Genomic DNA, 26,408 nt, shown 5'->3' with positions numbered 1-26,408 from the left:
CGCCGCGTTCATGCCACTACGCTAGGTGAACATGAAGATCGCTTTCGTGGGGAAGGGCGGCAGCGGCAAGACCACGCTGTCCTCGCTCTTCATCCGCCACCTCGCCGCCAACGAAGCCCCGGTCGTAGCCGTGGACGCCGACATCAACCAGCACCTGGGCGCCGCGCTCGGCCTGCCCGACGAGGACGCCGCCGCGCTGCCCGCGATGGGCGCGCATCTGCCGCTGATCAAGGAGTACCTGCGGGGCAGCAACCCGCGGATCGTCTCCGCCGACACGATGATCAAGACGACGCCTCCCGGGGAGGGTTCGCGGCTGCTGCGGGTCCGCGAGGAGAACCCGGTCTACGAGGCCTGCGCACGGACGGTGCCGCTCGACGACGGCGAGATCCGCCTGATGGCGACCGGCCCCTTCACGGAGTCGGACCTCGGGGTGTCCTGCTACCACTCGAAGGTCGGCGCGGTGGAGCTCTGCCTGAACCACCTGGTCGACGGCGCCGACGAGTACGTGGTGGTCGACATGACCGCCGGCTCGGACTCCTTCGCCTCCGGCCTCTTCACCCGCTTCGACATGACGTTCCTGGTCGCCGAGCCGACCCGCAAGGGCGTCTCGGTCTACCGCCAGTACAAGGAGTACGCGCGGGACTTCGGCGTCGCGCTGAAGGTCGTCGGCAACAAGGTGCAGGGCCAGGACGACCTGGACTTCCTGCGCGCGGAGGTAGGCGACGACCTGCTCGTGACGGTGGGCCACTCGGACTGGGTCCGCGCGATGGAGAAGGGCCGCCCGCCCCGCTTCGAGCTCCTGGAGGCGGAGAACCGCATGTCGCTCCAGGCCCTCCAGGACGCGGCGGACGACTCGTACGCCGACCGCGACTGGGACCGCTACACGCGCCAGATGGTCCACTTCCACCTGCGCAACGCGGAGAGCTGGGGCAACGCCAAAACCGGGGCCGACCTGGCTGCCCAGGTCGACCCCGACTTCGTACTCGGCGAGCCGATGACCGCTCGGCTCGGGTGATCGGCGAGCCGATGACCGCCCAGGCCCTCGGCTGACCGCGTCGGCCGAGGGCCTGGGCGTCGTTCAGCCTGCTCGACGCCCGTCGCCGGGGCGACCGGCGGCCGGGGCCGGGGCGCCTGCCGCGGGGGCGGACGGGGCCGTCGCCGGCTGGGGGGCGAGGAAGGCCTTCCAGCCGGCCGCCGGGGCCTCGCCGACCTTCAGGGTGCGCATCTTGGCGATGACGTCGGGGTCCTGGGCGTCGAGCCAGTCGGCGAGCTGCCGGAAGGACACGCACTTCACGTCCTTCTGGACGCAGACCGTGGCGATGGTCTCCTCGATGGCTCGCATGTACACGCCACCGTTCCAGGACTCGAAGTGATTGCCGATGATCAGCGGCGCGCGGTTGCCCCGGTAGGAGCGCTCGAAGGCCTGCACCAGACCGTCCCGCATCTGGTCGCCCCAGTACTCGCGCTGGGACGGGGCGCCCTGGGTCGTGCCCGGGGACTGGTTGACCATGAAGTTGTAGTCCATGGACAGCGTCTGGAAGGCGCGGCCGGGGACCGGCACGAGCTGGAGCGACAGGTCCCACAGGCCCAGGTCCTTCTTGGGCCAGATGTGGTCGTTGACGCCGCTCGTGTCGTAGCGGAAGCCCAGCTGCGCCGCCGCCTGGACGAAGTTCGTCCGGCCTTCGAGGCAGGGGGTGCGGGCGCCGACGAGCTCCTTGTCGTAGTCGAAGGGCAAGGGCTGCTCGGCGCGCAGCCCCGAGTTGGTCTTCCAGTTCTTGACGAAGGACTTGGCCTGCCGGATCTCGCTCTTCCACTCCTCGACGGACCAGGTGCCGACGCCGCCCTCGGCCCCGCAGAAGTGGCCGTTGAAGTGGGTGCCGATCTCGTTGCCCTCCTGCCACGCGCCGCGCAGTTCGCGGACGGTGGCACGGATGCCCTCGGTGTCGTTGAAGCCGATGTCGGAGCGCCCGGCGCTGTGCTGCGGCGGGTCGTAGAGCTCCCGCTTCTCCTCGGGCAGCAGGTACACGCCGCTGAGGAAGTACGTCATGGTGGCGTCGTACTTCCTGCCGACCTTACGGAAGTGGGAGAAGAGCTTCTGGCTGTCCTCTCCGGCGCCGTCCCACGAGAAGACGACGAACTGCGGCGGGGTCTCGCCCGGCTTGAGGCGCTGCCAGACGGGCTGGTGGGGCTGGGCGCCGGTGAAGGCGGTGGAGCCGTCGCCGATCAGGCGGACGGTGTTCGGCGGGGCGGCGGCCGGCTTCCTGGCGCCCGTACCGCCCGGCGCGCTCTTCGTGACGGTGCCGTCGGAGCCCGAGCAGCCGGCGAGGCCACCGATCAGGGCGATGGCGAGGGCACCGGCGGCGAGCGCCTTCCTCTGGGCAGTGGTCCTTCTCCCGGCGGCTGTCATCCGCGCACCTCTCCTCGGTTCCGTACGAGCGGCGTCAACGTCGCACCGCGACAGCCGGACAGATGAAACGACAAGCGGCAATCCGTTCATCCTTCACCGGAACCGGTGAATCATTGCCCTGTTTGCCCCGAAATTAATGCCGCAGTCTTTACTCTGCATTACGATCCATTTACCGAGCGTTGATCCTCGCCCTGTCGCGGATCCCGCCTTGCCACCGCAATGCATCCCGCCGCTGCACGCCGTGACCCACGGCCGCGAGCCCCCTCGTTCGTCCCGCACGAACCGCGACCGCGCCGCCCCGGAGGAGACGGGAATGACCCTCTGCACCCCTGCCCGCACGACCAACCGACCCCGCGTCCAGCGGCCCCACAGCCCGCCGGGGCCGCCGCGCCGCTTCCGTATCGCCGGCGCCGATCTGTCGGCGTCCGTCGCCGTCTTCCTGATCGCGCTGCCGCTCTCGCTCGGCATCGCGCTCGCCACCGGAGCCCCGCTCCAGTCCGGCCTGGTCGCCGCCGCCGTCGGCGGTCTGGTCGCCGGCCGGTTCGGCGGCTCCCCGCTCCAGGTCAGCGGCCCCGCCGCCGGCCTCACCGTGGTGACCGCCGAGCTCATCCAGCTGTACGGCTGGCGCACCACCTGCGCCATCACCGTGCTCGCCGGGCTCGTCCAACTCGGGCTCTCCGCCCTCCGGGTGGCCCGCTCGGCGCTCGCCGTCTCACCCGCGATCGTGCACGGCATGCTCGCCGGCATCGGCGTCACCATCGCCCTGGCCCAGCTCCACATCGTGCTCGGCAGCACCCCACAGAGCTCCGCCGTCGACAACGTCCTCGGCCTGCCCGCCCAGTTGGCGCACATCCACCCGGCGGCGCTCGGCATCAGCGCCCTCACCGTGGCCGTGCTGCTGTGCTGGCCCCGGCTGCCCGGCCGGGCCGGGAAGCTCGTACGCAAGGTCCCGGCCGCGCTCGTCGCGGTGATCGGGGCGACGGCGGTGGCGGCGTTCGCCGGACTCGCCGTCCCTCGCGTCGACCTGCCCTCGTGGAGCAGCCACGCCCTGCCCGGGCTGCCCGAGGGCCCGGTGCTCGGCATCGCGGCCGGGGTGCTGACGATCACTCTGGTCACCAGCGTGCAGTCGCTGCTGTCCGCCGTCGCGGTCGACAAGCTGGTCGCCGCCCGCCCGGACGGCGGCCGGGGCATCCCGCGCTCCGCCCTCGACCGCGAACTCGCCGGTCAGGGCGCCGCCAACGTGGTCTCCGGGGCGCTCGGCGGCCTGCCGGTCGCCGGCGTCGCGGTCCGCAGCGTCGCCAACGTCTCGGCGGGCGCGGTGAGCCGCGCCTCCACGATGCTGCACGGTCTGTGGATCGTGCTCGCGGCCCTGCTGCTCGTGCCCGTGCTCGACCTGATCCCGCTGCCCGCGCTCGCCGCCCTGGTCATGGTGGTCGGCATCCAGATGGTGAGCATCACCCACATCCGTACCGTCACCCGGCACCGCGAGGTCGTCGTCTACGCGGTGACGCTGTCCGGCGTCGTCCTCATCGGCATCCTGGAGGGGGTCGCCCTCGGCATCGGCGTGGCCATCGCGGTCGCCCTGCACCGGCTCGCCCGGACCCGGATCACCCGTGAGGAGCGGGACGGGCGCCAGCTGCTGCACGTCCGGGGCCAGCTGACCTTCCTCGCCGTGCCCCGGCTGAGCCGGGCCCTGCACCAACTGCCGCACGGTTCGGACGTGGTGGTCGAGCTCGACGGCTCCTTCATGGACCACGCCGCCTACGAGACGCTCAGCGACTGGACCGCGGGGCACCTCGCCCACGGCGGGACGGTCGAGACGACCGGCCCGTCCGGCACGAGGATCGCCGACCCCACCCCCTCGGCCGCCGCCGCGCACACCTGCTGCCGGCCCTGGACGCCGTGGCACAACCACCAGTGCGGCGAGCAGCCGGACGAGCGGCCCGACGAGGACGTGGAGACCCCTCGTACGACGGGTCTGAAGCTGGCCAGCGGCATCGGCAAGTTCCAGCGGAACACGGCCCCGCTGGTGCGGGACGAGCTCGCACGGCTCGCCCGGGAGGGCCAGACCCCCTCGCAGCTCTTCCTGACCTGCGCCGACTCCCGCCTCGTCACCAGCATGATCACGTCGAGCGGCCCCGGCGACCTCTTCACCGTGCGGAACGTCGGGAACCTCGTCCCCCTGCCCGGCGAGGAGAGCGGCGACGACTCGGTGGCGGCGGCGATCGAGTACGCGGTGGAGGTGCTGCGGGTCGAGTCGATCACCGTCTGCGGCCATTCCGGCTGCGGCGCGATGCAGGCCCTGCTCAACGCCGGCCCGGACGACCCGCCGACCCCGCTCCGCCGCTGGCTGCGTCACGGCCGGCCCAGCCTGGAGCGGATGGCGAGCCGGAGACACGCCTGGGCCCGGATCTCCGGGCGGCTTCCGGCGGACGCGGTCGAGCAGCTCTGTCTGACCAATGTGGTCCAGCAGTTGGAGCACCTGCGGGCGTACGAGTCGGTGGCGCGGCGGCTCGCCGAGGGCACGCTCTCGCTGCACGGCGTGTACTTCCATGTGGGCGAGGCACAGGCGTACCTCCTCTCCGGGACGGACGAGGTGCACTCGTACGACGACGTCTTCACCCAGGTCATGCCGACGGAGCCCCTGGAAGCGGCGAGAGCGTCCTGACCACGGGCGGAGCAGCACGTCCCGATCGGGGCGGAGCAGCGCGTCCCGGTCAGGACGGGGCAGAGCTCCTGATCAGGACGTGCAGCGCGTCCTGAACCTTCCGCTCCCCCGGTCCGTGAGACTGTGTGGCCCCTTCTCCGACCGCTCGGGAGAAGGGGCCCCCGCACACCAGACGGCTCACAGGTCTAAACCAATTGCCTGGAGGCTCTTGTCACCCGGGCCTCCGACTGATGAGCTATGACGCGGGACACATACGCACAGAGGACGCCCTGGGAAAGGGAGATGTCGTGAGCAACGAAAGCCTGGCCAATCTGCTTCGGGAAGAGCGTCGATTTTCGCCGCCCGCCGAGCTGGCCGCGCACGCCAACGTGACGGCGGAGGCGTACGAGCAGGCCAAGGCGGACAGGCTGGGCTTCTGGGCCGAGCAGGCCAAGCGCCTGACCTGGGCCACCGAGCCGACCGAGACCCTCGACTGGTCGAACCCGCCGTTCGCCAAGTGGTTCGCGGACGGCGAGCTGAACGTGGCGTACAACTGCGTCGACCGGCACGTCGAGGCCGGCCACGGCGACCGGGTCGCCATCCACTTCGAGGGAGAGCCGGGCGACAGCCGCTCGATCACCTACGCCGAGCTCAAGGACGAGGTCTCCAAGGCGGCCAACGCCCTGACCGAGCTGGGTGTCCGCAAGGGCGACCGCGTCGCCGTCTACCTGCCGATGATCCCCGAGGCGGCCATCACGATGCTGGCCTGCGCCCGCGTCGGCGCCGCCCACTCGGTGGTCTTCGGCGGCTTCTCGGCCGACGCCGTGGCCTCCCGCATCCAGGACGCCGACGCCAAGCTGGTCGTCACCGCCGACGGCGGCTACCGCCGCGGCAAGCCGAGCGCCCTCAAGCCGGCCATCGACGAGGCCGTCGCCAAGTGCCCGCAGGTCGAGCACGTCCTCGTGGTCCGCCGTACGGGCCAGGAGACCGCGTTCACCGAGGGCCGCGACGTGTGGTGGGACGACATCGTCGCCCGCCAGTCCGCCGAGCACACCCCCGAGGCCTTCGAGGCGGAGCACCCGCTCTTCATCCTCTACACCTCGGGCACCACGGGGAAGCCGAAGGGCATCCTGCACACCTCCGGCGGCTACCTCACCCAGGCCGCGTACACCCACCACGCCGTCTTCGACCTCAAGCCGGAGAGCGACGTCTACTGGTGCACCGCCGACATCGGCTGGGTCACCGGGCACTCGTACATCGTCTACGGCCCGCTGGCCAACGGGGCGACGCAGGTCATGTACGAGGGCACCCCGGACACCCCGCACCAGGGGCGGTTCTGGGAGATCGTGCAGAAGTACGGCGTCACCATCCTCTACACGGCGCCGACCGCGATCCGCACGTTCATGAAGTGGGGCGACGACATCCCCGCCAAGTTCGACCTGTCGAGCCTGCGGGTGCTCGGTTCGGTCGGCGAGCCGATCAACCCCGAGGCCTGGGTCTGGTACCGCGAGCACATCGGCGCGGGCAGCACCCCGATCGTGGACACCTGGTGGCAGACCGAGACCGGCGCGATGATGATCTCGCCGCTGCCGGGCGTCACCGAGACCAAGCCGGGCTCCGCCCAGCGCCCGCTGCCGGGCATCGCCGCGACCGTCGTCGACGACGAGGCCAACGAGGTGCCCAACGGCGGCGGTGGCTACCTGGTCCTCACCGAGCCGTGGCCGTCGATGCTCCGCACCATCTGGGGCGACGACCAGCGCTACATCGACACCTACTGGTCCCGCTTCGAGGGCAAGTACTTCGCCGGTGACGGGGCCAAGAAGGACGAGGACGGCGACATCTGGCTGCTCGGCCGGGTCGACGACGTCATGCTCGTCTCCGGTCACAACATCTCGACCACCGAGGTCGAGTCGGCCCTCGTCTCGCACCCGGCCGTCGCCGAGGCGGCCGTCGTCGGCGCCGCCGACGAGACCACCGGTCAGGCGATCGTCGCCTTCGTCATCCTGCGCGGTACGGCCAGCCAGGACGACAACCTGGTCGCCGAGCTCCGCAACCACGTCGGCGCGACCCTCGGTCCGATCGCCAAGCCGAAGCGTGTCCTGCCGGTGGCGGAACTGCCGAAGACCCGCTCGGGCAAGATCATGCGCCGTCTGCTGCGCGACGTGGCGGAGAACCGCGAGCTGGGCGATGTCACGACGCTGACCGACTCCTCGGTCATGTCGCTCATCCAGACCCAGCTGCCGTCCGCCTCCAGCGAGGACTGAGCCCGGCCCGTACGCGACGCGAAGCACCTCGCCCGTACGCGACGCGAGCACCTCGCCCGTACGAACGGGACGCCCGCCCGTACGCAGCGGAACGCCCGCCCCGATCCCGTGGGGGCGGGCGTTTCGCTTGCCCTTCCCCGAAGGGACGAAAGCCGCAAACATCCCTAAAGTGAATCTCACCGGACCCAACCCCCGCTCGTTAGGTAAAGTAAGGATCGCGTCAACGACGCGACAAGGAAACCTAGGTGCGCCGGGAAGTCTGGTCGGCATGTGCTCAGTCCTGCCCACCCGACCGGAGGTTCTCCCCCGTGGCCGCGCCCGCACCCACCGACCGCAAGTTCCTCGGCCGTCTCCCCCTGCCCGAGCGTCAGTACCTCACCGACGCCCTGCGCACCGAGACCGTCGGTGGTGTCCTGCTCCTCGTCGCCGCCGTCGCCGCCCTCATCTGGGCCAACGCCCTCAGCGGCAGCTACGAGGCCGTCAGCGACTTCCACATGGGCCCCGCCGCCCTCGGCCTCGACCTCTCGATCCAGCACTGGGCGGCCGACGGCCTCCTCGCGATCTTCTTCTTCGTCGCCGGCATCGAGCTCAAGCGCGAACTCGTCGCGGGCGAACTGCGCGACCCCAAGGCGGCCGCGCTCCCCGTCATCGCCGCCCTCTGCGGCATGGCCGCGCCCGCCCTCGTCTACGCCCTGGTCAACACCCTCGGCAACGGCTCGATGGACGGCTGGGCCGTCCCCACCGCCACGGACATCGCCTTCGCGCTCGCCGTCCTCGCCGTGATCGGCACCTCGCTTCCCTCCGCGCTGCGCGCCTTCCTGCTCACCCTCGCCGTCGTCGACGACCTCTTCGCGATCCTGATCATCGCGATCTTCTTCACCAGCGACCTGAACTTCGCCGCGCTCGGCGGCGCCTTCGCCGGACTGCTCCTCTTCTGGCTGCTGCTCCGCAAGGAGGTCCGCGGCTGGTACGTGTACGTCCCGCTGGCCCTGGTCATCTGGGGCCTGATGTACAACAGCGGCGTCCACGCCACCATCGCCGGTGTCGCCATGGGCCTGATGCTCCGCTGCACCACCCGGGAGGGCGAGAAGCGCTCCCCGGGCGAGCACATCGAGCACCTCGTCCGACCGCTCTCGGCCGGCCTCGCCGTCCCGCTGTTCGCGCTCTTCTCGGCCGGCGTGAGCATCTCCGGCGGCGCGATCCACGACGTGTTCACCCAGCCCGTCACCCTCGGCGTCGTCCTCGGTCTCGTCGTCGGCAAGGCGGTCGGCATCTTCGGCGGCACCTGGCTGGCCGCCCGCTTCACCCGTGCGGAGCTCAACCCCGACCTGAGATGGCCGGACGTCTTCGCCGTCGCCACCCTCGCCGGCATCGGCTTCACCGTGTCGCTGCTCATCGGCGAGCTCGCCTTCGCCGGGGACGAGGCCCTCACCGACGAGGTGAAGGCCGCGGTCCTCATCGGGTCGCTCATCGCGGCCGTCCTCGCCGCCGTCCTGCTGAAGCTGCGGGTCCGCAGGTACCAGGCCCTGGTCTCCGACGAGGAGCGCGACGACGACCAGGACGGCATCCCCGACATCTACGAGGAGCACGACCCGGCGTACCACCTGCGGATGGCCGAGATCTACGAGAAGAAGGCCGCGGAACACCGTCAGCGCGCCCAACTGGCGGGGGCACCGCGCGACGAGGCCGACCGTCCGGCATGATCTGAGTCGGACCGCGTAGAAGAGAACTCGGACCGCAGAAGAGAAGAGGGAGCAGCGATGAGCGACCCGTACGACGGCACCGAGCGCAGCCTCGGCCAGCTGGTCGCCTCGGCGACCGCCGAGATGTCCGCGCTGGTGCACGACGAGCTCGCCCTGGCCAAGGCCGAGATCAGGCAGGACGTCAAGCGCGGTGTGATCGGGAGCGCGGCCGGGATCACGGCCGCGGTCGTGCTGCTGTTCTCCCTGCCGATGCTGAGCTTCGCGCTCGCGTACGCCATCAACACCTGGACCGGCGGGCACAACGGGAACGGGGGCTGGAACCTCGTCTGGTGCTTCCTGCTCTCCTTCGCGGCGAACGTGCTGCTCGCGGTGCTGCTCGGCGTGATCGCGTACGCCAAGTTCAAGAAGGTCAAGCCGCCGGAGAAGTCCATCGCCTCGGCCAAGAAGACGGCCGCGGTGATCTCCACCGTCAAGCCGCACCCGCGTCCCGAGCCCGCCAAGGCACTGGACAAGGCGCTGGACTCGGCCCCCACTGTGGCACGCTCGTCCGTATGACCCTCCCCGAGAGCAGCAACGGCGGGCCCGTCCGGCTCGACGGGCCGTGGACCCATCGCGACGTGGCCGCCAACGGTGCCCGCTTCCACATCGCCGAGATGGGCGACGGCCCGCTGGTGCTGCTCCTGCACGGCTTCCCGCAGTTCTGGTGGACCTGGCGCCATCAGCTGCCCCTGCTCGCCGAGGCCGGCTTCCGGGCCGTCGCGATGGACCTGCGCGGGGTCGGCGGCAGCGACCGCACCCCCCGGGGTTACGACCCCGCCAACCTGGCGCTCGACGTCACCGGGGTGATCCGCTCGCTGGGCGAGCCGGACGCGGCGCTCGTCGGGCACGACCTGGGCGGCTATCTCGCCTGGACGGCGGCCGTCATGCGGCCCAAGCTGGTGCGCCGGCTCGTGGTCTCCTCGATGCCGCACCCGCGCCGCTGGCGTTCGGCGATGCTCTCCGACTTCGCCCAGTCGCGGGCCGGTTCGCACATCTGGGGTTTCCAGCGGCCGTGGCTGCCGGAGCGTCAGCTCGTCGCGGACGACGCGGCGCTGGTGGGCGAGCTGATCCGGGACTGGTCGGGGCCGCAGCCGGTCCGTCCCTCCGAGGAGCAGGCGATCGAGGTGTACCGGCGGGCGATGCTGGTCCCGTCGACGGCGCACTGCTCGATCGAGCCGTACCGCTGGATGGTGCGGTCCCTGGCCCGACCGGACGGCATCCAGTTCAACCGGCGCATGAAGCGGCCGGTGCGGGTGCCGACCCTGCATCTGCACGGCTCCCTGGACCCGGTGATGCGGACCCGCAGCGCCGCGGGGTCGGGCGAGTACGTGGAGGCGCCGTACCGCTGGCGGCTCTTCGACGGGCTCGGGCACTTCCCTCATGAGGAGGACCCGGTGGCCTTCTCGACGGAGCTCGTCAACTGGCTGAAGGACCCCGAGCCCGACCGCTGACGGCCCCCCGGGCCGGCTCCGGAAGGACCCCGGCCGGCCGCTGACGGTGCCTCTGGCCGCCCCGGGGCGTACAGACTTCCTTCGAACGGCCATGTGCCTCGCGCATACTCCAATTGGCGGGCCCCCGGGCGGTTACCGACCTTGGGGCACGGGCAGACGTCGAAGTATGGGCTGGACGCACGACTACGGTGACACGACAGCACGCAACCGCCGCTCGGCCGCCGGGCAGGGCTCCCGCGAGGGGGTCGGACCGCCGGACCCGGGCGGTACGCACGCCGCGCAGGGGGTGGGGATCTCACGCATCCTCCGCCGCCGGGCCCGCTGGGTCTCGGCCCGGCTCAGGCATCCCCGCGACACCCCGTAACAGCATCCGACAGCACCCCTGACAGCGCCGCGGGCGCCCGTCGCCACAGCGGACGGGCGCCCGCGGTCGCGGAGGTCGCGGGACTACAGCGCGCAGGCCTGGGTGTCGACCTGCTGGTTCGCGGTCCTGCCGAGTTCGATGTCCTCGCGGATCTCGTCGACGGTCAGGGCGTAGCCGGTGTTCGCGTCGTCGAGGGAGCGGGCGAAGATCACGCCGGACACCTCGCCGTCGACGGTGAGGAGCGGGCCGCCGGAGTTGCCCTGGCGGACCGTCGTGTACAGCGAGTACACGTCCCTGCGCACCTCGCCCCGGCGGTAGATGTCGGGTCCGTCCGCGTTGATACGGCCGCGCACGCGCGCCGAGCGCACGTCGTACGAGCCGTTCTCCGGGAACCCGGCGACGATCGCGCTGTCGCCGCTGCGGGCGTCCTCGTCGGTGAAGGCCAGCGGGGTGGCCTTGAGGTCCGGCACGTCCAGGACGGCGATGTCGCGCCGCCAGTCGTAGAGGACGACCTTGGCGTCATAGAGCCTGCCCTCGCCGCCTATCTGGACGGTCGGCTCGTCGACGCCGCCGACGACGTGGGCGTTGGTCATGATGCGGCGGTCGGCGAAGACGAATCCGGTGCCTTCGAGGACCTTGCCGCAACTCTGCGCGGTGCCGACGACCTTCACGATGGAGCGCTGGGCGCGGGCGGCCACCGGGCTCTGGGCGAGCGCCGGGTCGGGAGGCATCACCGGGGTGATCGGCTCGTTGGCGAAGGGGCTGAAGACCGGCGGGAAGCCGCTGCGGGCCAGGGTGGAGCTGAAGTCGTCGAACCAGCGGGAGGCCTGATCGGGCATCACCTGCTCGACGCCGAGCAGGACCTTGGAGTTCCGCACCTCCTTGCCCAGGGTGGGCATGGTGGTGCGGGCGAGGCCCGAGCCGATCAGCCAGGCCACGAGCAGCATCGCGACGACGTTGACCAGGGCGCCGCCGGTGGCGTCGAGGGCGCGGGCGGGCGACCAGGTGATGTGGCGGCGCAGCTTGTTGCCCAGGTGGGTGGTGAAGGCCTGGCCGACGGAGGCGCAGACGATGACCACCATCACGAAGACGACCGTCGCCGTGGTCGAGACCTCGCTGTTGTCGGTGAGCTGGTCCCAGAGAACCGGCAGCAGCAGGACGGCGACGAGGCCGCCGCCGAGGAAGCCGATCACCGACAGGATGCCGACCACGAATCCCTGGCGGTAACCGATGATCGCGAACCAGACGGCGGCGAGCAGCAACAAGATGTCCAGCACGTTCACCGTCAATTGCCTCGCAGATTCGTTTCCGGTCGCCGGGGATCAGCCGTTCCGCCGGGGTTCAGCCTGTCATGAGCGCCAGTCGAGCGGGACCTGCTTGGACCGGTCCCAGGGGCGCTCCCAGCCGGAGAAATGCAGCAGTCTGTCGATCACGCCGGCCGTAAAACCCCAGACCAGAGCGGATGCGACCAGGAACGCGGGGCCCTGGTGGCCGCTCGGATGGACCGCGGTCGCGCGGTTCGCGGGATCCGTGAGATCGGCCACGGGCACGGTGAAGACCCGGGCGGTCTCGCCGGGGTCGACGACCCCGACGGGGCTGGGGGCGCGCCACCAGCCGAGGACCGGGGTGACGACGAAGCCGCTGACCGGGATGTAGAGCTGGGGAAGGACGGCGAAGAGCTGGACGCCCGCCGGGTCGAGCCCGGTCTCCTCCTGGGCCTCGCGCAGGGCGGCGCGCAGCAGCCCGCCGTCCGCCGGGGCGCCGTCCTCGGGGTCGAGGGCGCCGCCGGGGAAGGACGGCTGTCCCGCGTGCGAGCGGAGGCTGCCGGCCCGCTCCATGAGCAGCAGCTCGGGGCCGCGGTCGCCCTCGCCGAAGAGGACGAGGACGGCGGACTGCCGCCCGGCGCCGCTCGCGGGCGGCAGGAAGCGGCTCAGCTGCTCGGGCTCGACCGTGCGGGCGGCCCGGTCGACGGGTTCGAGCCAGTCGGGCAGCCCGTCCTTGCTGAGCAGCCCGCCGGTGCCGGGCCCGTGGATCTCTTCGTCAGTGCGCGTCATAGGCACCCCCGAGTTTCACAACGCGATCGATGTACGGGTTCGTTCCCTCGTGAGCTTTCCGGACGGGCCGGGACGCACTCAGCCGTCGCTCGCGCCCAGCGGGGGCGCCGGGCGGCCCGGGTAGCCGGGCGGCGGGTCGAGCCGCTGGCCGGGGAAGCCGCCCATCTCGTACTTGAGCAGCTTCCTCGCCTTCTCCGGGTCGGTCTCGCCCTCCCCGTACGACGGGCAGAGGTGGGTGATCGGGCAGGCGCCGCAGGCCGGCTTGCGGGCGTGGCAGATGCGGCGGCCGTGGAAGATCACCCGGTGCGAGAGCATCGTCCACTCGCTCTTCGGGAAGATCGTGGCGACCTCGGCCTCGATCTTCACGGGGTCGTCGGACTCGGTCCACCGCCAGCGCCGGACGAGCCGCATGAAGTGGGTGTCGACGGTGATGCCGGGGACCCCGAAGGCGTTGCCGAGGACGACGAAGGCGGTCTTGCGGCCGACGCCGGGGAGCTTGACGAGGTCTTCGAGGCGGCCGGGGACCTCGCCGCCGAAGTCGTCCCGGAGGGCGGCGGCGAGACCCATGATCGACTTGGTCTTGGCACGGAAGAAGCCGGTGGGGCGGATGAGCTCCTCGACCTCCTCGGGCACGGCGGCGGCGAGGTCCTCGGGCGTGGGGTACTTCGCGAAGAGGGCCGGGGTGGTCTGGTTGACCCGCAGGTCGGTGGTCTGCGCCGAGAGGACCGTGGCGACGAGCAGCTCGAAGGGGTTGCGGAAGTCGAGCTCCGGATGGGCGTACGGGAAGACCTCGGCGAGCTCGCGGTTGATCCTGCGGGCCCGGCGGACCATCGCGAGCCGCGACTCGGGCTTGGCGGGCCTCGCCGGCTTGGCGGGCGCGGACCCGGCCGCCTTCGCCGGCTTCGCGGACCCGGCCGCCTTCGCGGGCTTCGCGGACTCCGCGGGCTTCCGATTTGCGGCTTTCGCCCGTTTCGACACGCCGTGTTCGCCCACAGCGGAATTACCTTCGGCCGACACTCTTTCAGCCCCCTTGGCCTGCGCTCTCACCGGCGAGTTGGACACCCGACCAGCCTAGGGGCCACCACCGACATCCGCCCCGGGCGTGGCCGATCAGCGCCCAATCGGGCCCCTGACGTACGGACGAGCGACTCGGTACGTCAAACTTGTTGTGATTGATCGCACGGTTTTGTACGTCCGGCATCATGGGACGCAGGTCCCTGAGCAGGTCGACAGTATGGAGAGAACTCGTGGACGACGTTCTGCGGCGCGCCCCGCTCTTCGCGGCGCTCGATGACGAGCAGGCTGCCGAGCTGCGCGCCTCGATGAGTGAGGCGACGCTCGCCCGTGGCGACGCGCTCTTCCACGAGGGCGACCCCGGCGACCGCCTGTACGTGGTCACCGAGGGCAAGGTGAAGCTGCACCGCACCTCCCCCGACGGCCGGGAGAACATGCTGGCCGTCCTCGGTCCCGGCGAGCTGATCGGTGAGCTGTCGCTCTTCGACCCGGGCCCGCGCACCGCCACCGCCACCGCGCTGACCGAGGTCAAGCTGCTCGGCCTGGGCCACGGCGACCTCCAGCCCTGGCTGAACGCCCGCCCCGAGGTGGCCACCGCGCTGCTGCGCGCGGTCGCCCGCCGACTGCGCAAGACCAACGACCAGATGTCCGACCTGGTCTTCTCCGACGTCCCGGGCCGTGTGGCCCGCGCGCTCCTCGACCTGTCGCGCCGCTTCGGCGTGCAGTCGGAGGAGGGCATCCACGTCGTCCACGACCTCACCCAGGAGGAGCTGGCCCAGCTGGTCGGCGCCTCCCGCGAGACGGTCAACAAGGCGCTCGCCGACTTCGCCCAGCGCGGCTGGCTGCGTCTGGAGGCCCGCGCCGTGATCCTGCTGGACGTGGAGCGCCTCGCGAAGCGCTCGCGGTAGGCGTGCTCGTACGCGAGCGGTAGGCATCCTCGTACGAGAAAGGGCCGCCCCGGCCGTCAGACCGGGGCGGCCCTTTCTCGTACGCCTCAGGGCTTCACGTACGCCTCAGGGCTCGTCGTCAGCGCTTCGAGCCGTCCACGATCACCGGCGCCGAGGAGCCGTTCGCGCAGGGCACGGTGTAGATCGGATTCTTCGCCGCGGCCTCCTTGAACGCGTCGATGCACTGGTTCATCAGGACCCGGTCCGTCAGCGAGTCGTTCAGGATCTTGTTGGCGCGGGCGATGCCCTCCGCCTCGATCCGGCGCCGGTCGGCCTCGGCCTTGGCCGTGCGGGCGGCCTCGGTGGCGCGCTCGGTGGCCTGCTGCTGCTGGATCTTGCGGTCGATCTGGCCCTGGAGGGCGTCCGAGGGCTTCACGTTGCGCAGGTTGACCGTGGTCACGTCGATGCCGCGCGGGACCAGGCGCTCCTTGATCAGGGTGCCGATCTCGGCGTTGATCTTCTCGCGGTCGGAGGCGTAGCCCTGCTCGCTGGTGTAGCGGGCGAAGACGTTACGGACGATCTCCCGGCTGTCGGGGTAGACGAGGCGCTGCTGGATCGAGTCCTCGCTGCCCGCGAGCTTGTAGAGCTCCACGGCCTTGCTCGGGACGACGGCCCACTTCACCGTCACCTCGACGTACATGACGCCGCCCTGCGAGGAGCGGACCTCGACCACGTCCTTGTCGGAGAGGTTGAGGTCGACCGGGCGGGTCGAGAAGGTCGTGACGTCGGTGAAGGGCGACTTCACGTGCATGCCGGAGGTCATGGGCGAGCCGACCTTGCCGAAGGCGACCGGCACACCGACCTCGTACGCGCTGATCACGTACGTCATGCTCACGATCAACGAGAACACGCCGGCCAGGACCGCACCGAGGGCGCCGAACTTCAGCCCCTTGGAGTCGTTGGCGCGACCGACGAAAAAGAGCACCACTGCGGCTATGACCAGCAGGATGGCGATGACGAACACGGGCGTTCCCCCCGAAAGCTACGACCAGAAGTAAGCGGAGCGTAAAGCACAGGTCAAGACGACCGACGCGCCGGGGGCCCGCTCGGTTCCGGATCGTGACCAACTCCGCCCCACCGCTCAGACCAGACCGCGCCCCCTCAGACCAGACCGCGCTCCCTCAGGTACTCCAGCTGCGCCCGTACGGACAGCTCGGCCGCCGGCCACAGCGAGCGGTCCACGTCCGCGTACACATGGGCGACGACCTCCGGGGCCGTCCGGTGGCCGCTCTCGACCGCCGTCTCCACCTGGGCCAGCCGGCTCGCCCGGTGCGCCAGATAGAACTCCACGGCCCCCTGCGCGTCCTCCAGGACCGGTCCGTGCCCCGGCAGGACCGTGTGCACCCCGTCGTCCACGGTGAGCGAGCGCAGCCGCCGCAGCGAGTCCAGGTAGTCGCCGAGGCGCCCGTCCGGATGGGCCACCATCGTCGTCCCGCGCCCCAGGATCGTGTCGCCCGTCAGGACGGCCCGGTCGGCCGGCAGGTGGAAGGAGAGCGAGTCGGAGGTGTGGCCGGGTGTCGGGACGACCCGCAGCTCCAGGCCGCCGACGCTCACCACGTCCCCCGCGGCGAGCCCCTCGTCACCGAGCCGCAGCGCCGGGTCGAGGGCCCGCACGGCCGTCCCGGTCAGCTCGGCGAAGAGCCCGGCGCCCTCGGCGTGGTCCGGGTGGCCGTGGGTCAGCAGCGTGAGCGCGACCCGCTTGCCCAGCTTCTCGGCGGTGTCGATCACATGGCGCAGATGGCTCTCGTCGAGCGGCCCCGGGTCGACGACGACGGCGAGGTCGGAGCCGGGCTCGGAGAGCAGCCAGGTGTTGGTGCCGTCGAGGGTCATCGCGGACGGGTTCGGCGCGAGGACGTTCACGGCACGGTCGGTCGCGGGACCGGAGGCCACGAGTCCGCGCGGCTGGCCGGGCAGGGCGGCGGCGTCGCTCATCGGGGACCCTCCATCGGGATGATCTTGGTGAACTCCTCGTGGCCCGGCCAGCTCAGGACCAGCCCGTCGCCGTCCAGACGCGCCTGCGCGAGCACGGGGGTCATGTCCTGCTCCCGCGCCCCCGCGAGGGCCTCGGCGGCCGTGCCGTACGGCTCCAGGGCGCGCAGGGTCGAGATCGTCGGCGGCATCATCGTCAGCTCGCCCCGGTCATAGCCGGCCGCGGCCTCCGCCGGCCGGATCCAGACGGTCCGGTCGGCCTCCGTGGAGGCGTTCCGGGTGCGCTGCCCGGCCGGCAGGGCGGCCACGAAGAACCAGGTGTCGTACCGGCGCTGCTCGAACTCCGGCGTGATCCAGCGGGCCCAGGCGCCGAGCAGGTCGGAGCGGACGACGAGCCCGCGCCGGTCCAGGAAGTCGGCGAAGGACAGCTCCCGGGCGACGAGCGCCTCCCGGTCCCGCTCCCAGTCCGCGCCGGTCGTGTCGCCGACGACGGTGTCCTCGGTCTCCCCGGCGAGCAGGACGCCCGCCTCCTCGTACGTCTCGCGTACGGCGGCGCAGACCACGGCCTGGGCCTGCGCGGGGTCGTCGAGGCCGAGCCGGGCCGCCCAGGTCTCCAGGGAGGGCCCCGCCCAGCGCACCGGGTGCTCGTCGCGCGGGTCGACCCCACCGCCGGGGTAGGCGTACGCGCCGCCCGCGAAGGCCATCGAGGCGCGGCGGCGCAGCATGTGGACGTCGGGTCCGGCGGCGCCGTCCCGCAGCAGCAGGACGGTGGCGGCGCGGCGCGGGGTCACCGGGGTGAGCTCACCGGCGGCGAGGGCGCGGATGCGGTCGGGCCACTCGGGCGGGTACCACTGACCATTCGACATGGCCGGATGCTATGCGCAAGTACTTGAATGCACGAGAGCCGGTTCTCGCCGGGTGGACCCTCGCGGGCCCGTCAGCGGGAGAACCGGCTCTGTGTCGGCTGTGGCCGTCGGTCAGGCCCCGACCAGCTCGACCTGGACCTCGACCTCGACCGGGGCGTCGAGCGGCAGCACGGCCACGCCGACGGCGCTGCGCGCGTGCACGCCCTTGTCGCCGAGGACCGCGCCCAGCAGCTCGCTGGCGCCGTTGATGACGCCCGGCTGCCCGGTGAAGTCGGAGGCCGAGGCGACGAAGCCGACGACCTTCACGACCCGCTTGATCCGGTCGAGGTCACCGGCGACCGACTTCACGGCCGCGAGGGCGTTCAGCGCGCACGTGGCGGCGAGCTTCTTGGCCTCCTCGGCGGTGACCTCGGCGCCGACCTTGCCGGTCAGCTGGAGTTCGCCGCCCACCATCGGGAGCTGGCCCGAGGTGTAGACGTACACGCCCGACTGCACGGCCGGCTGGTAGGCGGCCAGCGGCGGCACCACGGCCGGCAGGGTCAGGCCGAGTTCGGCGAGCTTCGCCTCGACGGCCCCGCTCACGACTTGGCCCGCTTCAGGTAGGCCACGAGCTGCTCGGGGTTGTTCGGCCCGGGCACGACCTGGACGAGCTCCCAGCCGTCCTCGCCCCAGGTGTCCAGAATCTGCTTGGTCGCGTGCACCAGAAGCGGCACCGTGACGTACTCCCACTTGGTCATGGGCCCGACTGTATCCGCTGACGCGGGGCGGCTCTCCGAGGCCGCCCTGAAGCCGCCCTGACACGGCCCCTAGGGGGCTTCTCCGGGGCGGCCTCCTGATTGGGCGCGGCCGCCAGTGGTTAGGCTCGACAGCGTGAGCAGGCTCCAGGTCGTCAGCGGCAAGGGCGGTACCGGTAAGACGACGGTCGCCGCCGCCCTCGCGCTCGCCCTCGCGACGGAGGGCAAGCGCACCCTTCTCGTCGAGGTCGAAGGCAGACAGGGCATCGCACAGCTCTTCGAGACGGAGGCCCTCCCGTACGAGGAACGCAAGATCGCCGTCGCCCCGGGCGGCGGGGAGGTGTACGCGCTGGCGATCGACGCCGAGCGCGCGCTCCTCGACTACCTCCAGATGTTCTACAAACTGGGCACCGCGGGGCGGGCCCTGAAGAAGCTCGGCGCGATCGATTTCGCGACGACGATAGCGCCGGGCGTACGGGACGTCCTGCTGACCGGCAAGGCGTGCGAGGCGGTCCGGCGGCGCGAGAAGCACGGCGGCCACACCTACGACCACGTGGTCATGGACGCGCCGCCCACCGGCCGCATCACCCGCTTCCTCAACGTCAACGACGAGGTGGCCGGCCTGGCGAGGATCGGCCCGATACACAACCAGGCGCAGGCCGTCATGCGGGTCCTCAAGTCCCCCGAGACCGCCGTGCACCTGGTGACCCTCCTGGAGGAGATGCCGGTCCAGGAGACCGCGGACGGCATCGCGGAGCTCCGCGCGGCCGAACTGCCGGTGGGCCGGGTCGTGGTGAACATGGTCCGGCCGCACGTCCTCGACGAGGCGGCGGTACGGGCCGCCTCCGGCGACCACCGGGAGGCGATCGCCAGGACGCTGGCCTCCGTGGGCGTCGCGGGCGGTACGACGCTCGTGGAGCCGCTGCTCGACCAGGCCTCCGAGCACGCCCGGCGGGTGGAGCTGGAGCGCGCGCAGCGCGCGGTCCTGGACGACATCGGCGTGCCCGCGTACGAGCTCCCGTTCCTGGGGGACGGGGCGGACATCGCGGGGCTCTACCGGCTGGCGAAGGAACTGCGGAAGCAAGGGGTGGGCGCGTGACGGAGAAGTCCCCCGAGACACCTGGGCTCGACGCCGTTCCGGTCCTGGAGCTGGACCCGCTGATCGACGACCTCGGCACCCGCATCATCGTCTGCTGCGGCGCGGGCGGGGTCGGCAAGACGACGACGGCGGCGGCACTCGGCGTGCGGGCGGCGGAGCGCGGCCGCCGGGTCGTCGTCCTCACCATCGACCCGGCCCGCCGGCTCGCCCAGTCGATGGGCATCGACTCCCTCGACAACACCCCGCGCAAGGTCGACGGCATCAAGGGCTCCGACGGCGGCGAACTGCACGCGATGATGCTGGACATGAAGCGGACCTTCGACGAGATCGTCGAGGCGCACGCGGAGCCCGACCGGGCGCGGGCGATCCTGGAGAACCCCTTCTACCAGTCTCTTTCGGCCGGGTTCGCCGGTACGCAGGAGTACATGGCGATGGAGAAGCTGGGCCAGCTCAGGGCGCGCGACGAGTGGGACCTGATCGTCGTGGACACCCCGCCGTCCCGCTCCGCGCTGGACTTCCTGGACGCGCCGAAGCGGCTCGGGTCGTTCCTCGACGGGAAGTTCATCAAGCTGCTCATGGCGCCGGCGAAGGTGGGCGGCCGGGCCGGGATGAAGTTCCTGAACGTCGGCATGTCGATGATGACGGGGACCCTGGGCAAGCTGCTGGGGGGTCAGTTCCTCAAGGACGTGCAGACGTTCGTCGCGGCGATGGACACGATGTTCGGCGGCTTCCGGACCCGTGCCGACGCCACGTACAAGCTGCTGCAGGCCCCGGGCACGGCCTTCCTCGTGGTGGCCACGCCGGAGCGGGACGCGCTGCGGGAGGCCGCGTACTTCGTGGAGCGGCTGGCCGCCGAGGGGATGCCGCTGGCGGGTCTCGTCCTCAACCGCGTGCACGGCAGCGCCGCCGCCCGGCTTTCGGCCGAGCGGGCACGGGCCGCGGCGGAAAATCTTGACGAGGGGCGCATTGTGGATCAGGGGGCCGGGAAGACTGAGCGAGGTGGCTCCCCGGCCACCGAGCCCGAGCCGTCAGACCTCGCCACCGCCGCCACCGCCGCACCTCCCGTACCCCAGGCTGCCCCCACAGCCGACCCGGCACAGGAATCAGCTGGAGACGACGCAGAGCACACAGAGCACGGAGACGACACCGACGTACGCCATCTCACCGCGGGTCTTCTGCGCCTGCATGCCGAGCGCATGCGGGTGCTCGCGCGTGAGCAGCGCACGCGTGACCGCTTCACCGCGCTTCACCCCGAGGTGGCGGTGACCGAAGTGGCGGCCCTGCCCGGCGATGTGCACGACCTCGCCGGGCTGCGGGCCATCGGCGACCGGCTCACGGCCGGTCGTTGACCCTCGTCGCACGGACCCCTGCCGAAGGCCGACCCCTCGTCGCACGGACCCCTGCCGAGGCCCGGCCCCTCAAGGCCCGGCCCACCGGGGCCTAGCCGACCGCGGCGTACGCCTCGTACGTCGCGTCGTCCTCGATCGCCACGGGCAGCAGGCCCGCTCCCCGCTCGTACTCCGTGCGCGCGGTCTCCAGGAGCCTGCGCCACGAGGTGACGGTCGGCCTGCGGCGCAGCAGGGCGCGGCGCTCGCGCTCCGTCATGCCGCCCCACACGCCGAACTCCACGCGGTTGTCGAGGGCGTCGGCGAGGCACTCGGTCCGCACCGGGCATCCGGTGCACACCGCCTTTGCCCTGTTCTGTGCCGCTCCCTGTACGAAAAGTTCATCCGGATCGGTAGTGCGGCAGGCCGCCTGCGCACTCCAGTCAGCTACCCAGCCCATACCGGCGCCGTCCTCTCCCGAATCGAGGCTCCCCCACGGCGGCAGCGGCATATTCACCGCTGCCAGTTGGGACGTTACGGAAGGTGGGCACAGCGCAACACCCCCTTCGGGCCCAATCTTGGATGGCCCGAACGGACTATGTGTGCGCGTCAGATCACCCAGGGGAGTGATCGAAGGACATGCGTGTGATAGCGGACATATCGCCTGGATACGCCCGTCTTCGACGGTGCCACTTCGGACACCGTGTGACGCATGAGCCAGAATCGGACACGAGGTCCCCATGTTTCGGGGTCATGGGAATTCATGCCGACGTCACACCCGGGTCTTGATGCCAGACCACACTGCTGTGACAGTTGGGAGCAGCTTAGGCCAAGGCATATACGTGTGTCCGGCGAATGCGAACGTCGACGGCGCACGCCGCCGGATGTCACGGTCTGGTACTCGAACGCTCCGAGAGGCCCCGCTCCTGCGGATCGCACAGCACTACGGATTAGGCTGCCCCCCATGGCAAAGAAGCGCTCCGGCGGTGGTCTGACCGGGACCCAGCAGGCCGCCAAGTTCCTCGGTGTCAGTGTGCTCGCGGGAGCCGTGCTGGCGGGCATCGCCCTGCCCGCGGCCGGCGCACTGGGCCTGGCCGCGAAGGGAACGGTCGAGGGGTTCGACGAGATCCCCTCCAACCTGAAGACCCCACCGCTGAGTCAGCGCACCAGGATCCTCGACTCCGAGGGCGGTCTGATCGCCACGGTGTACTCGCGGGACCGGACGGTCGTCCCGATCGACAAGATCTCCCCGTACATGCAGAAGGCGATCGTCGCGATCGAGGACGGCCGCTTCTACGAGCACGGGGCGATCGACCTCAAGGGCGTGCTGCGCGCGATCAACCGCAACGCGCAGTCGGGCGGGGTCGCTCAGGGCGCGTCCACGCTCACCCAGCAGTACGTGAAGAACGTCTTCGTCGAGGAGGCCGGTGACGACCCCGAGAAGGTCGCGCAGGCCACCCAGCAGACCATCGGCCGCAAGGTCCGCGAGCTGAAGTTCGCGATCCAGGTCGAGGAGGAGCTGGGCAAGAAGAAGATCCTGGAGAACTACCTCAACATCACGTTCTTCGGGCAGCAGGCGTACGGCATCGAGGCCGCCTCCCAGCGGTACTTCTCCAAGCGCGCCGCCGACCTGAGCCTCGGCGAGGCGGCGATGATGGCCGGTCTCGTCCAGTCGCCCAGCCGCTACGACCCGATCAACGACATCCAGGAAGCCACCAAGCGCCGCAACGTGGTCCTCCAGCGGATGGCCGACGTGAAGGACATCAGCCAGGCCGAGGCGGACAAGGCGAAGGCCGCTCCGCTCAAGCTGAAGGTCAAGACCCCGAGGAACGGCTGCATCACCGCCGTCGACGGCGCCGGCTTCTTCTGCGACTACGTCCGCAAGACGATCCTCAGCGACCCGGTCTTCGGCAAGACCGCCGAGGAGCGGACGAAGCTGTGGAACCTGGGCGGTCTCACCGTCAGGACCACGCTCGACCCGAAGGCGCAGGCGGCCGCGAACGAGGCCGCCGTGGCCAAGGTCAACAAGGACGACCCGGTCGCCACCGCCGTCGTCCAGGTGCAGCCCGGCACCGGCAAGATCCTCTCGATGGGCCAGTCCCGTCCGTACGGCCTGGACCAGAAGCAGCACCAGACGACGCTGAACCTCGCCGTCGGCAGCAAGATGGGCGGCACCACGTTCGGCTTCCCGGTCGGCTCGACCTTCAAGCCGATCACGGCGGCTGCGGCCCTGGAGAAGGGACTGAGCCCGGCGCAGACCTTCGACACCCCGTGGAAGATCAGCATTCCGGAGAGCGACTTCACGCGCTGCGACGGCAGGCCGGCCGGCAACCTCGACTGGTCCGTCCAGAACGAGCTCGAGTCCGAGAAGGGGGTGTACGACATGACGAGCGCCCTCGGCAAGTCCATCAACACCTACTTCGCCAAGCTGGAGCAGATGGCCGGACTCTGCGAGACGCTGACGATGGCGAAGAAGGTCGGCTACGAGCGCGAGCTGGGCAAGCCCATCAGGCAGAGCCCGTCCGCCACCCTCGGCAGCCTGGAGAGCACGCCGCTCGACATGGCATCGGTCTACGCGACCTTCGCCAACCGCGGCATGCACTGCACCCCGATCGTCATCGAGTCCATCAAGGCCGCCAACGGCGACAAGCTCAACGTCCCGGACACCAAGTGCACCCGCGCCATGAGCGAGCGCACCGCCGACACCATCAACCAGATGCTGAAGGGCGTCGTCGAGGACGGTACGGGTACGAAGGCCGGCCTCAGCGACCGTGACAACGCGGGCAAGACGGGTACCACCGAGGGCCGCAAGGACGCCTGGTTCGTCGGCTACACCCCGAACCTCTCCACCGCCGTCTGGGTCGGCGACGACATCGGCGAGCGGCGCGAGATGTTCGACCTCAACATCGGTGGCGAGTACTACGAGAAGGTCTGCGGTGGCTGCCTTCCCGGCCCCATCTGGAAGATCGCGATGACGGGCGCCCTGGACGCCGGCGACACGCCGAAGTTCGCCCCCATCTCCGTACCGCGGGCCGAGAAGCCCAAGGACCCGGAGGGCGACGAGGGCCCGAACAAGCCGGGCAAGCCCGGCAACGGCAAGCCGGGCGACACCAAGCCCCCGACCAACCCGTTCCCGCCGATCACGATCCCGCCGGACCTCCTGGGCGGCGGACACGGCGGCGGCGGTCGCGGAAACCGCTGACGTCCCGCGGGCGACGCCCCTGACGTCACCCGGGCAACAGGAAGGGCGCCCCACCTCGGTGGGGCGCCCTTCCTCGTACCGCCTGTCGCGGCTGCCGGGGTCAGCCCGCGAGGAGCTTCTTCACCGAGGCGGCGACGCGGCCGCCGTCGGCCTGGCCGGCCACCTTCGGGTTCACGATCTTCATGACGGCGCCCATGGCACGCGGGCCCTCGGCGCCCGCCGCCTTCGCCTCCGCGACGGCCGCGGCGACGATCCCGTCGAGCTCCTCGTCGCTGAGCTGCTTCGGCAGGTACGCGTCGAGGAGGATCCCCTCCGCCTTCTCCCGCTCGGCCGACTCCAGGCGACCGCCCTGGGCGAAGGCCTCCGCCGCCTCGCGGCGCTTCTTCGCCTCCTTGGCGATCACCTTCTGCACCTCGTCGTCGGAGAGTTCGCGCTTGGTCTTGCCCGCGACCTCCTCCTTGGTGATCGCGGTGATGGTCAGCCGCAGGGTCGAGGAGCGCAGTTCGTCGCGCTCCCGGATCGCGGCGTTGAGGTCGGCCTGGAGCTTCGCCTTCAGCGTGGTCATGGGGTCAAGTGTGGCAGGTGTGCCGCCCCACCCGCCCGCGCATTTACGCCTGGAGGGTCTGCGACGATGGGGGGATGCGCGCACGGTACGGCATCCCCCTGAAGATCACGGCAGGCCTGACGGCGACGGCGGCCGCGGGAATCGTCTACGCGGCGGGCTTCGAGGCCCGCTCGTTCCGGCTCCGCCGTGTGACGGTCCCGGTGCTCCCGCCCGGCATGGCCGATCTGCGGGTCCTTCAGGTCTCCGACATCCACATGGTGAGCGGCCAGCGCAAGAAGCGCGCCTGGCTCCAGTCCCTCGCCGGGCTCCGCCCGGACTTCGTCGTCAACACCGGCGACAACCTCTCCGACCCGGAGGCGGTGCCGGAGGTCCTCGACGCGCTCGGCCCGCTGATGGAGTTCCCGGGCGTGTACGTCTTCGGCTCCAACGACTACTACGGGCCCCGGCTCCGCAACCCCGCCCGCTACCTCCTGGAGAGGGCGCAGGGCCGGCACGGCCTCAACGGCAACAAGCCGGTCGTCGGCGCCGTCCACAACCCGTGGGAGGACATCAAGGACGGCTTCGACGCGGCCGGATGGGTGGACCTCACCAACACCCGCGGCCGGCTCAAGCTCCCGCAGGCGGACCTCGCGTTCACCGGCGTCGACGACCCGCACATCAAGCGCGACCGGTACGAGCGGGTGGCCGGCGGCCCCGACGCGTCGGCCGACTTCTCGGTGGGCGTGGTCCACGCCCCGTACCTGCGCGCGCTCGACGCCTTCACGGGCGACGGGTACGAGCTGCTCCTCGCCGGGCACACCCACGGCGGACAGCTGTGCATCCCCTTCTACGGGGCGCTCGTCACCAACTGCGACCTGGACACCGACCGGGTGAAGGGCCTCTCCACCCACACGGTCGGCGACCGCACGTCCTACCTCCACGTCTCGGCGGGCTGCGGCACCAGCCGCTACACCCCGGTCCGTTTCGCCTGCCCGCCCGAGGTCACTCTCCTGACGCTGACGGCCCGCGCCTGACCCCTACGGTGGGGGGCATGGTCACGCCGAAGCGCACGCCCGCCGTCCCGGCATCCGCCGTGCTCCCCACCACCCGCAGGCCGTACGCCGCGGTCCTCCGCGGCCTGATCGCGCTCGCCGCGGTGACGGGGCTGCTCATCGAGTGCCTCTACGGGAACGTCCTCGTCGTCCTGAGCTTCTTCACCATCTGGTCCAACATCCTGGTCGCCGTCGTCCTCGGCCGGGGCGCCGTCCGCGCCTGGACCGGCCGTACGCCGCTGCCCGCGCTGTGGACCGGCGGGGCGGTGCTCTGCATCACGGTGGTCGGCCTGGTCTTCCACCTGGTCCTCGACAACCCGGCGAGCGAGTTCAACCAGGCCGCCGAGATCGCCCGGCTGACCGGCGCGAAGGCCGTCGCGAACCAGCTCCTCCACACCGTGACCCCGATCGGCACGGTCCTGGACTTCCTGCTCCTCACCGCCCCGGGCGCCCTCCGGTGGCGCCACGCCGCCCAGTGGCTGGCGGTCCCGGGCCTGTACCTCGCCTTCGCGCTGGTCCGCGGGGCGCTGCTCTCCGCCGACACGCCGACCCGCTACACGTACCCGTTCCTCGACGTCACCGCCCACGGCTACGCGGGCGTGCTCACGAACGCGCTCGTGCTCGGCGCGGGCTTCTACGCCCTGGGCCTCGCGATCGTCGGCCTCGACCGCATCCGACCTGCGCCGCGACCGCCCGAAAACCGGATTTCGCCTCAGCGCGCGCGTGGGCTAAAGTAATCGATGTCGCCGCGACGTGAACAACAGAGC

At 71.1% G+C, this 26,408-nt stretch carries 24 protein-coding genes; 13 read left to right on the top strand and 11 right to left on the bottom strand.

The window, feature by feature from the left end:
* Window positions 1-31: 31 nt before the first annotated feature.
* Window positions 32-1,015, top strand: coding sequence for an ATP-binding protein (locus ACIP8Z_RS23170; protein WP_402086243.1), 984 nt, complete (start codon window positions 32-34; stop codon window positions 1,013-1,015).
* Window positions 1,016-1,078: 63 nt separating this feature from the next.
* Here the strand turns inward: ACIP8Z_RS23170 and ACIP8Z_RS23165 are convergent, their stop codons facing one another.
* Entirely contained in the window at window positions 1,079-2,407 is a 1,329-nt protein-coding gene (locus tag ACIP8Z_RS23165; RefSeq protein ID WP_402086240.1) for a hypothetical protein, read from the bottom strand.
* Between the two features lie 313 nt (window positions 2,408-2,720).
* On the opposite strand from ACIP8Z_RS23165, the gene ACIP8Z_RS23160 reads away from it, so the two are divergent.
* The 6 genes from ACIP8Z_RS23160 (at window position 2,721) to ACIP8Z_RS23135 (ending at window position 10,875) form a co-directional block, all read left to right on the top strand.
* Window positions 2,721-5,075, top strand: a complete 2,355-nt coding sequence (locus ACIP8Z_RS23160; RefSeq protein WP_402086238.1) for a SulP family inorganic anion transporter — start codon at window positions 2,721-2,723, stop codon at window positions 5,073-5,075.
* 287 nt (window positions 5,076-5,362) lie between these two features.
* Window positions 5,363-7,318, top strand: a complete 1,956-nt coding sequence (acs, locus tag ACIP8Z_RS23155; RefSeq protein WP_402086236.1) for an acetate--CoA ligase — start codon at window positions 5,363-5,365, stop codon at window positions 7,316-7,318.
* 308 nt (window positions 7,319-7,626) lie between these two features.
* Entirely contained in the window at window positions 7,627-9,021 is a 1,395-nt protein-coding gene (gene nhaA / locus ACIP8Z_RS23150; RefSeq protein ID WP_402086233.1) for a Na+/H+ antiporter NhaA, read from the top strand.
* Window positions 9,022-9,078: 57 nt separating this feature from the next.
* Window positions 9,079-9,576 (top strand): phage holin family protein, encoded by a 498-nt coding sequence (locus ACIP8Z_RS23145; protein ID WP_402086230.1) that lies wholly within the window; start codon window positions 9,079-9,081, stop codon window positions 9,574-9,576.
* A complete protein-coding gene (locus ACIP8Z_RS23140) occupies window positions 9,573-10,511 on the top strand; it encodes an alpha/beta fold hydrolase (RefSeq protein WP_402086227.1) in 939 nt (312 codons plus the stop codon). Before ACIP8Z_RS23145 ends, ACIP8Z_RS23140 begins: the two co-directional genes overlap by 4 nt.
* 166 nt (window positions 10,512-10,677) lie before the next feature.
* Window positions 10,678-10,875 carry a hypothetical protein gene (locus ACIP8Z_RS23135; RefSeq protein WP_319316060.1) on the top strand — a complete coding sequence of 66 codons (198 nt, stop codon included), beginning with the start codon at window positions 10,678-10,680 and terminating at the stop codon, window positions 10,873-10,875.
* A gap of 83 nt (window positions 10,876-10,958) precedes the next feature.
* On the opposite strand, the gene ACIP8Z_RS23130 is transcribed toward ACIP8Z_RS23135, so the two are convergent.
* The 3 genes from ACIP8Z_RS23130 to nth all read right to left on the bottom strand — a co-directional run bounded on the left by ACIP8Z_RS23130 (window position 10,959) and on the right by nth (window position 13,922).
* Window positions 10,959-12,158, bottom strand: a complete 1,200-nt coding sequence (locus ACIP8Z_RS23130; protein ID WP_402086224.1) for a MarP family serine protease — start codon at window positions 12,156-12,158, stop codon at window positions 10,959-10,961.
* 66 nt (window positions 12,159-12,224) lie between these two features.
* Complete coding sequence (locus ACIP8Z_RS23125) at window positions 12,225-12,929, bottom strand: NUDIX hydrolase (protein WP_402086222.1); 705 nt, start codon at window positions 12,927-12,929, stop codon at window positions 12,225-12,227.
* 78 nt (window positions 12,930-13,007) lie between these two features.
* Entirely contained in the window at window positions 13,008-13,922 is a 915-nt protein-coding gene (gene nth / locus ACIP8Z_RS23120) for an endonuclease III (protein WP_402086220.1), read from the bottom strand.
* A gap of 254 nt (window positions 13,923-14,176) precedes the next feature.
* On the opposite strand from nth, the gene ACIP8Z_RS23115 reads away from it, so the two are divergent.
* Complete coding sequence (locus ACIP8Z_RS23115) at window positions 14,177-14,851, top strand: Crp/Fnr family transcriptional regulator (protein ID WP_015034542.1); 675 nt, start codon at window positions 14,177-14,179, stop codon at window positions 14,849-14,851.
* 118 nt (window positions 14,852-14,969) lie between these two features.
* Here the strand turns inward: ACIP8Z_RS23115 and ACIP8Z_RS23110 are convergent, their stop codons facing one another.
* From ACIP8Z_RS23110 to ACIP8Z_RS23090, 5 genes are all read right to left on the bottom strand, one after another.
* Entirely contained in the window at window positions 14,970-15,854 is an 885-nt protein-coding gene (locus ACIP8Z_RS23110; protein WP_319316042.1) for a prohibitin family protein, read from the bottom strand.
* 137 nt (window positions 15,855-15,991) lie between these two features.
* Window positions 15,992-16,822 (bottom strand): MBL fold metallo-hydrolase, encoded by an 831-nt coding sequence (locus ACIP8Z_RS23105; RefSeq protein WP_402086218.1) that lies wholly within the window; start codon window positions 16,820-16,822, stop codon window positions 15,992-15,994.
* The gene (locus ACIP8Z_RS23100; RefSeq protein ID WP_402086216.1) at window positions 16,819-17,685 is read right to left on the bottom strand and encodes an NUDIX hydrolase; all 867 of its coding nucleotides are present in this window, start codon (window positions 17,683-17,685) and stop codon (window positions 16,819-16,821) included. The genes ACIP8Z_RS23105 and ACIP8Z_RS23100 overlap by 4 nt, the downstream gene beginning before the upstream one ends.
* Before the next feature lie 111 nt (window positions 17,686-17,796).
* Window positions 17,797-18,267 carry a RidA family protein gene (locus tag ACIP8Z_RS23095; RefSeq protein WP_319316032.1) on the bottom strand — a complete coding sequence of 157 codons (471 nt, stop codon included), beginning with the start codon at window positions 18,265-18,267 and terminating at the stop codon, window positions 17,797-17,799.
* On the bottom strand, window positions 18,264-18,422 hold the full coding sequence (locus ACIP8Z_RS23090; RefSeq protein ID WP_015034547.1) for a DUF4177 domain-containing protein: 159 nt from the start codon (window positions 18,420-18,422) through the stop codon (window positions 18,264-18,266). Before ACIP8Z_RS23090 ends, ACIP8Z_RS23095 begins: the two co-directional genes overlap by 4 nt.
* A gap of 133 nt (window positions 18,423-18,555) precedes the next feature.
* On the opposite strand from ACIP8Z_RS23090, the gene ACIP8Z_RS23085 reads away from it, so the two are divergent.
* Both ACIP8Z_RS23085 and ACIP8Z_RS23080 read left to right on the top strand, forming a co-directional pair.
* Entirely contained in the window at window positions 18,556-19,518 is a 963-nt protein-coding gene (locus tag ACIP8Z_RS23085) for an ArsA-related P-loop ATPase (protein WP_319316024.1), read from the top strand.
* Window positions 19,515-20,867, top strand: a complete 1,353-nt coding sequence (locus ACIP8Z_RS23080) for an ArsA family ATPase (protein WP_402086214.1) — start codon at window positions 19,515-19,517, stop codon at window positions 20,865-20,867. Before ACIP8Z_RS23085 ends, ACIP8Z_RS23080 begins: the two co-directional genes overlap by 4 nt.
* A 91-nt stretch (window positions 20,868-20,958) precedes the next feature.
* Here the strand turns inward: ACIP8Z_RS23080 and ACIP8Z_RS23075 are convergent, their stop codons facing one another.
* Window positions 20,959-21,303, bottom strand: a complete 345-nt coding sequence (locus ACIP8Z_RS23075; protein ID WP_015034550.1) for a WhiB family transcriptional regulator — start codon at window positions 21,301-21,303, stop codon at window positions 20,959-20,961.
* 504 nt (window positions 21,304-21,807) lie between these two features.
* Between ACIP8Z_RS23075 and ACIP8Z_RS23070 the strand changes: the two genes are divergently transcribed.
* The gene (locus ACIP8Z_RS23070; RefSeq protein WP_402086212.1) at window positions 21,808-24,045 is read left to right on the top strand and encodes a transglycosylase domain-containing protein; all 2,238 of its coding nucleotides are present in this window, start codon (window positions 21,808-21,810) and stop codon (window positions 24,043-24,045) included.
* Window positions 24,046-24,145: 100 nt separating this feature from the next.
* Here ACIP8Z_RS23070 and ACIP8Z_RS23065 read toward each other — a convergent pair whose 3' ends face one another.
* Complete coding sequence (locus tag ACIP8Z_RS23065; RefSeq protein WP_402086210.1) at window positions 24,146-24,610, bottom strand: GatB/YqeY domain-containing protein; 465 nt, start codon at window positions 24,608-24,610, stop codon at window positions 24,146-24,148.
* 74 nt (window positions 24,611-24,684) lie between these two features.
* Between ACIP8Z_RS23065 and ACIP8Z_RS23060 the strand changes: the two genes are divergently transcribed.
* Both ACIP8Z_RS23060 and ACIP8Z_RS23055 read left to right on the top strand, forming a co-directional pair.
* Window positions 24,685-25,623 carry a metallophosphoesterase gene (locus ACIP8Z_RS23060; RefSeq protein ID WP_319316004.1) on the top strand — a complete coding sequence of 313 codons (939 nt, stop codon included), beginning with the start codon at window positions 24,685-24,687 and terminating at the stop codon, window positions 25,621-25,623.
* A gap of 17 nt (window positions 25,624-25,640) precedes the next feature.
* Window positions 25,641-26,378, top strand: coding sequence for a Pr6Pr family membrane protein (locus ACIP8Z_RS23055; protein ID WP_402086207.1), 738 nt, complete (start codon window positions 25,641-25,643; stop codon window positions 26,376-26,378).
* The last annotated feature ends 30 nt before the right edge of the window (window positions 26,379-26,408 follow it).

The sequence above is a fragment of the Streptomyces sp. NPDC088553 genome (assembly GCF_044752965.1).
GTDB lineage: Bacteria > Actinomycetota > Actinomycetes > Streptomycetales > Streptomycetaceae > Streptomyces.
The sequence above is the reverse complement of the archived record's forward strand: the minus strand, read 5'-3'. Positions and strand labels throughout refer to the sequence as shown.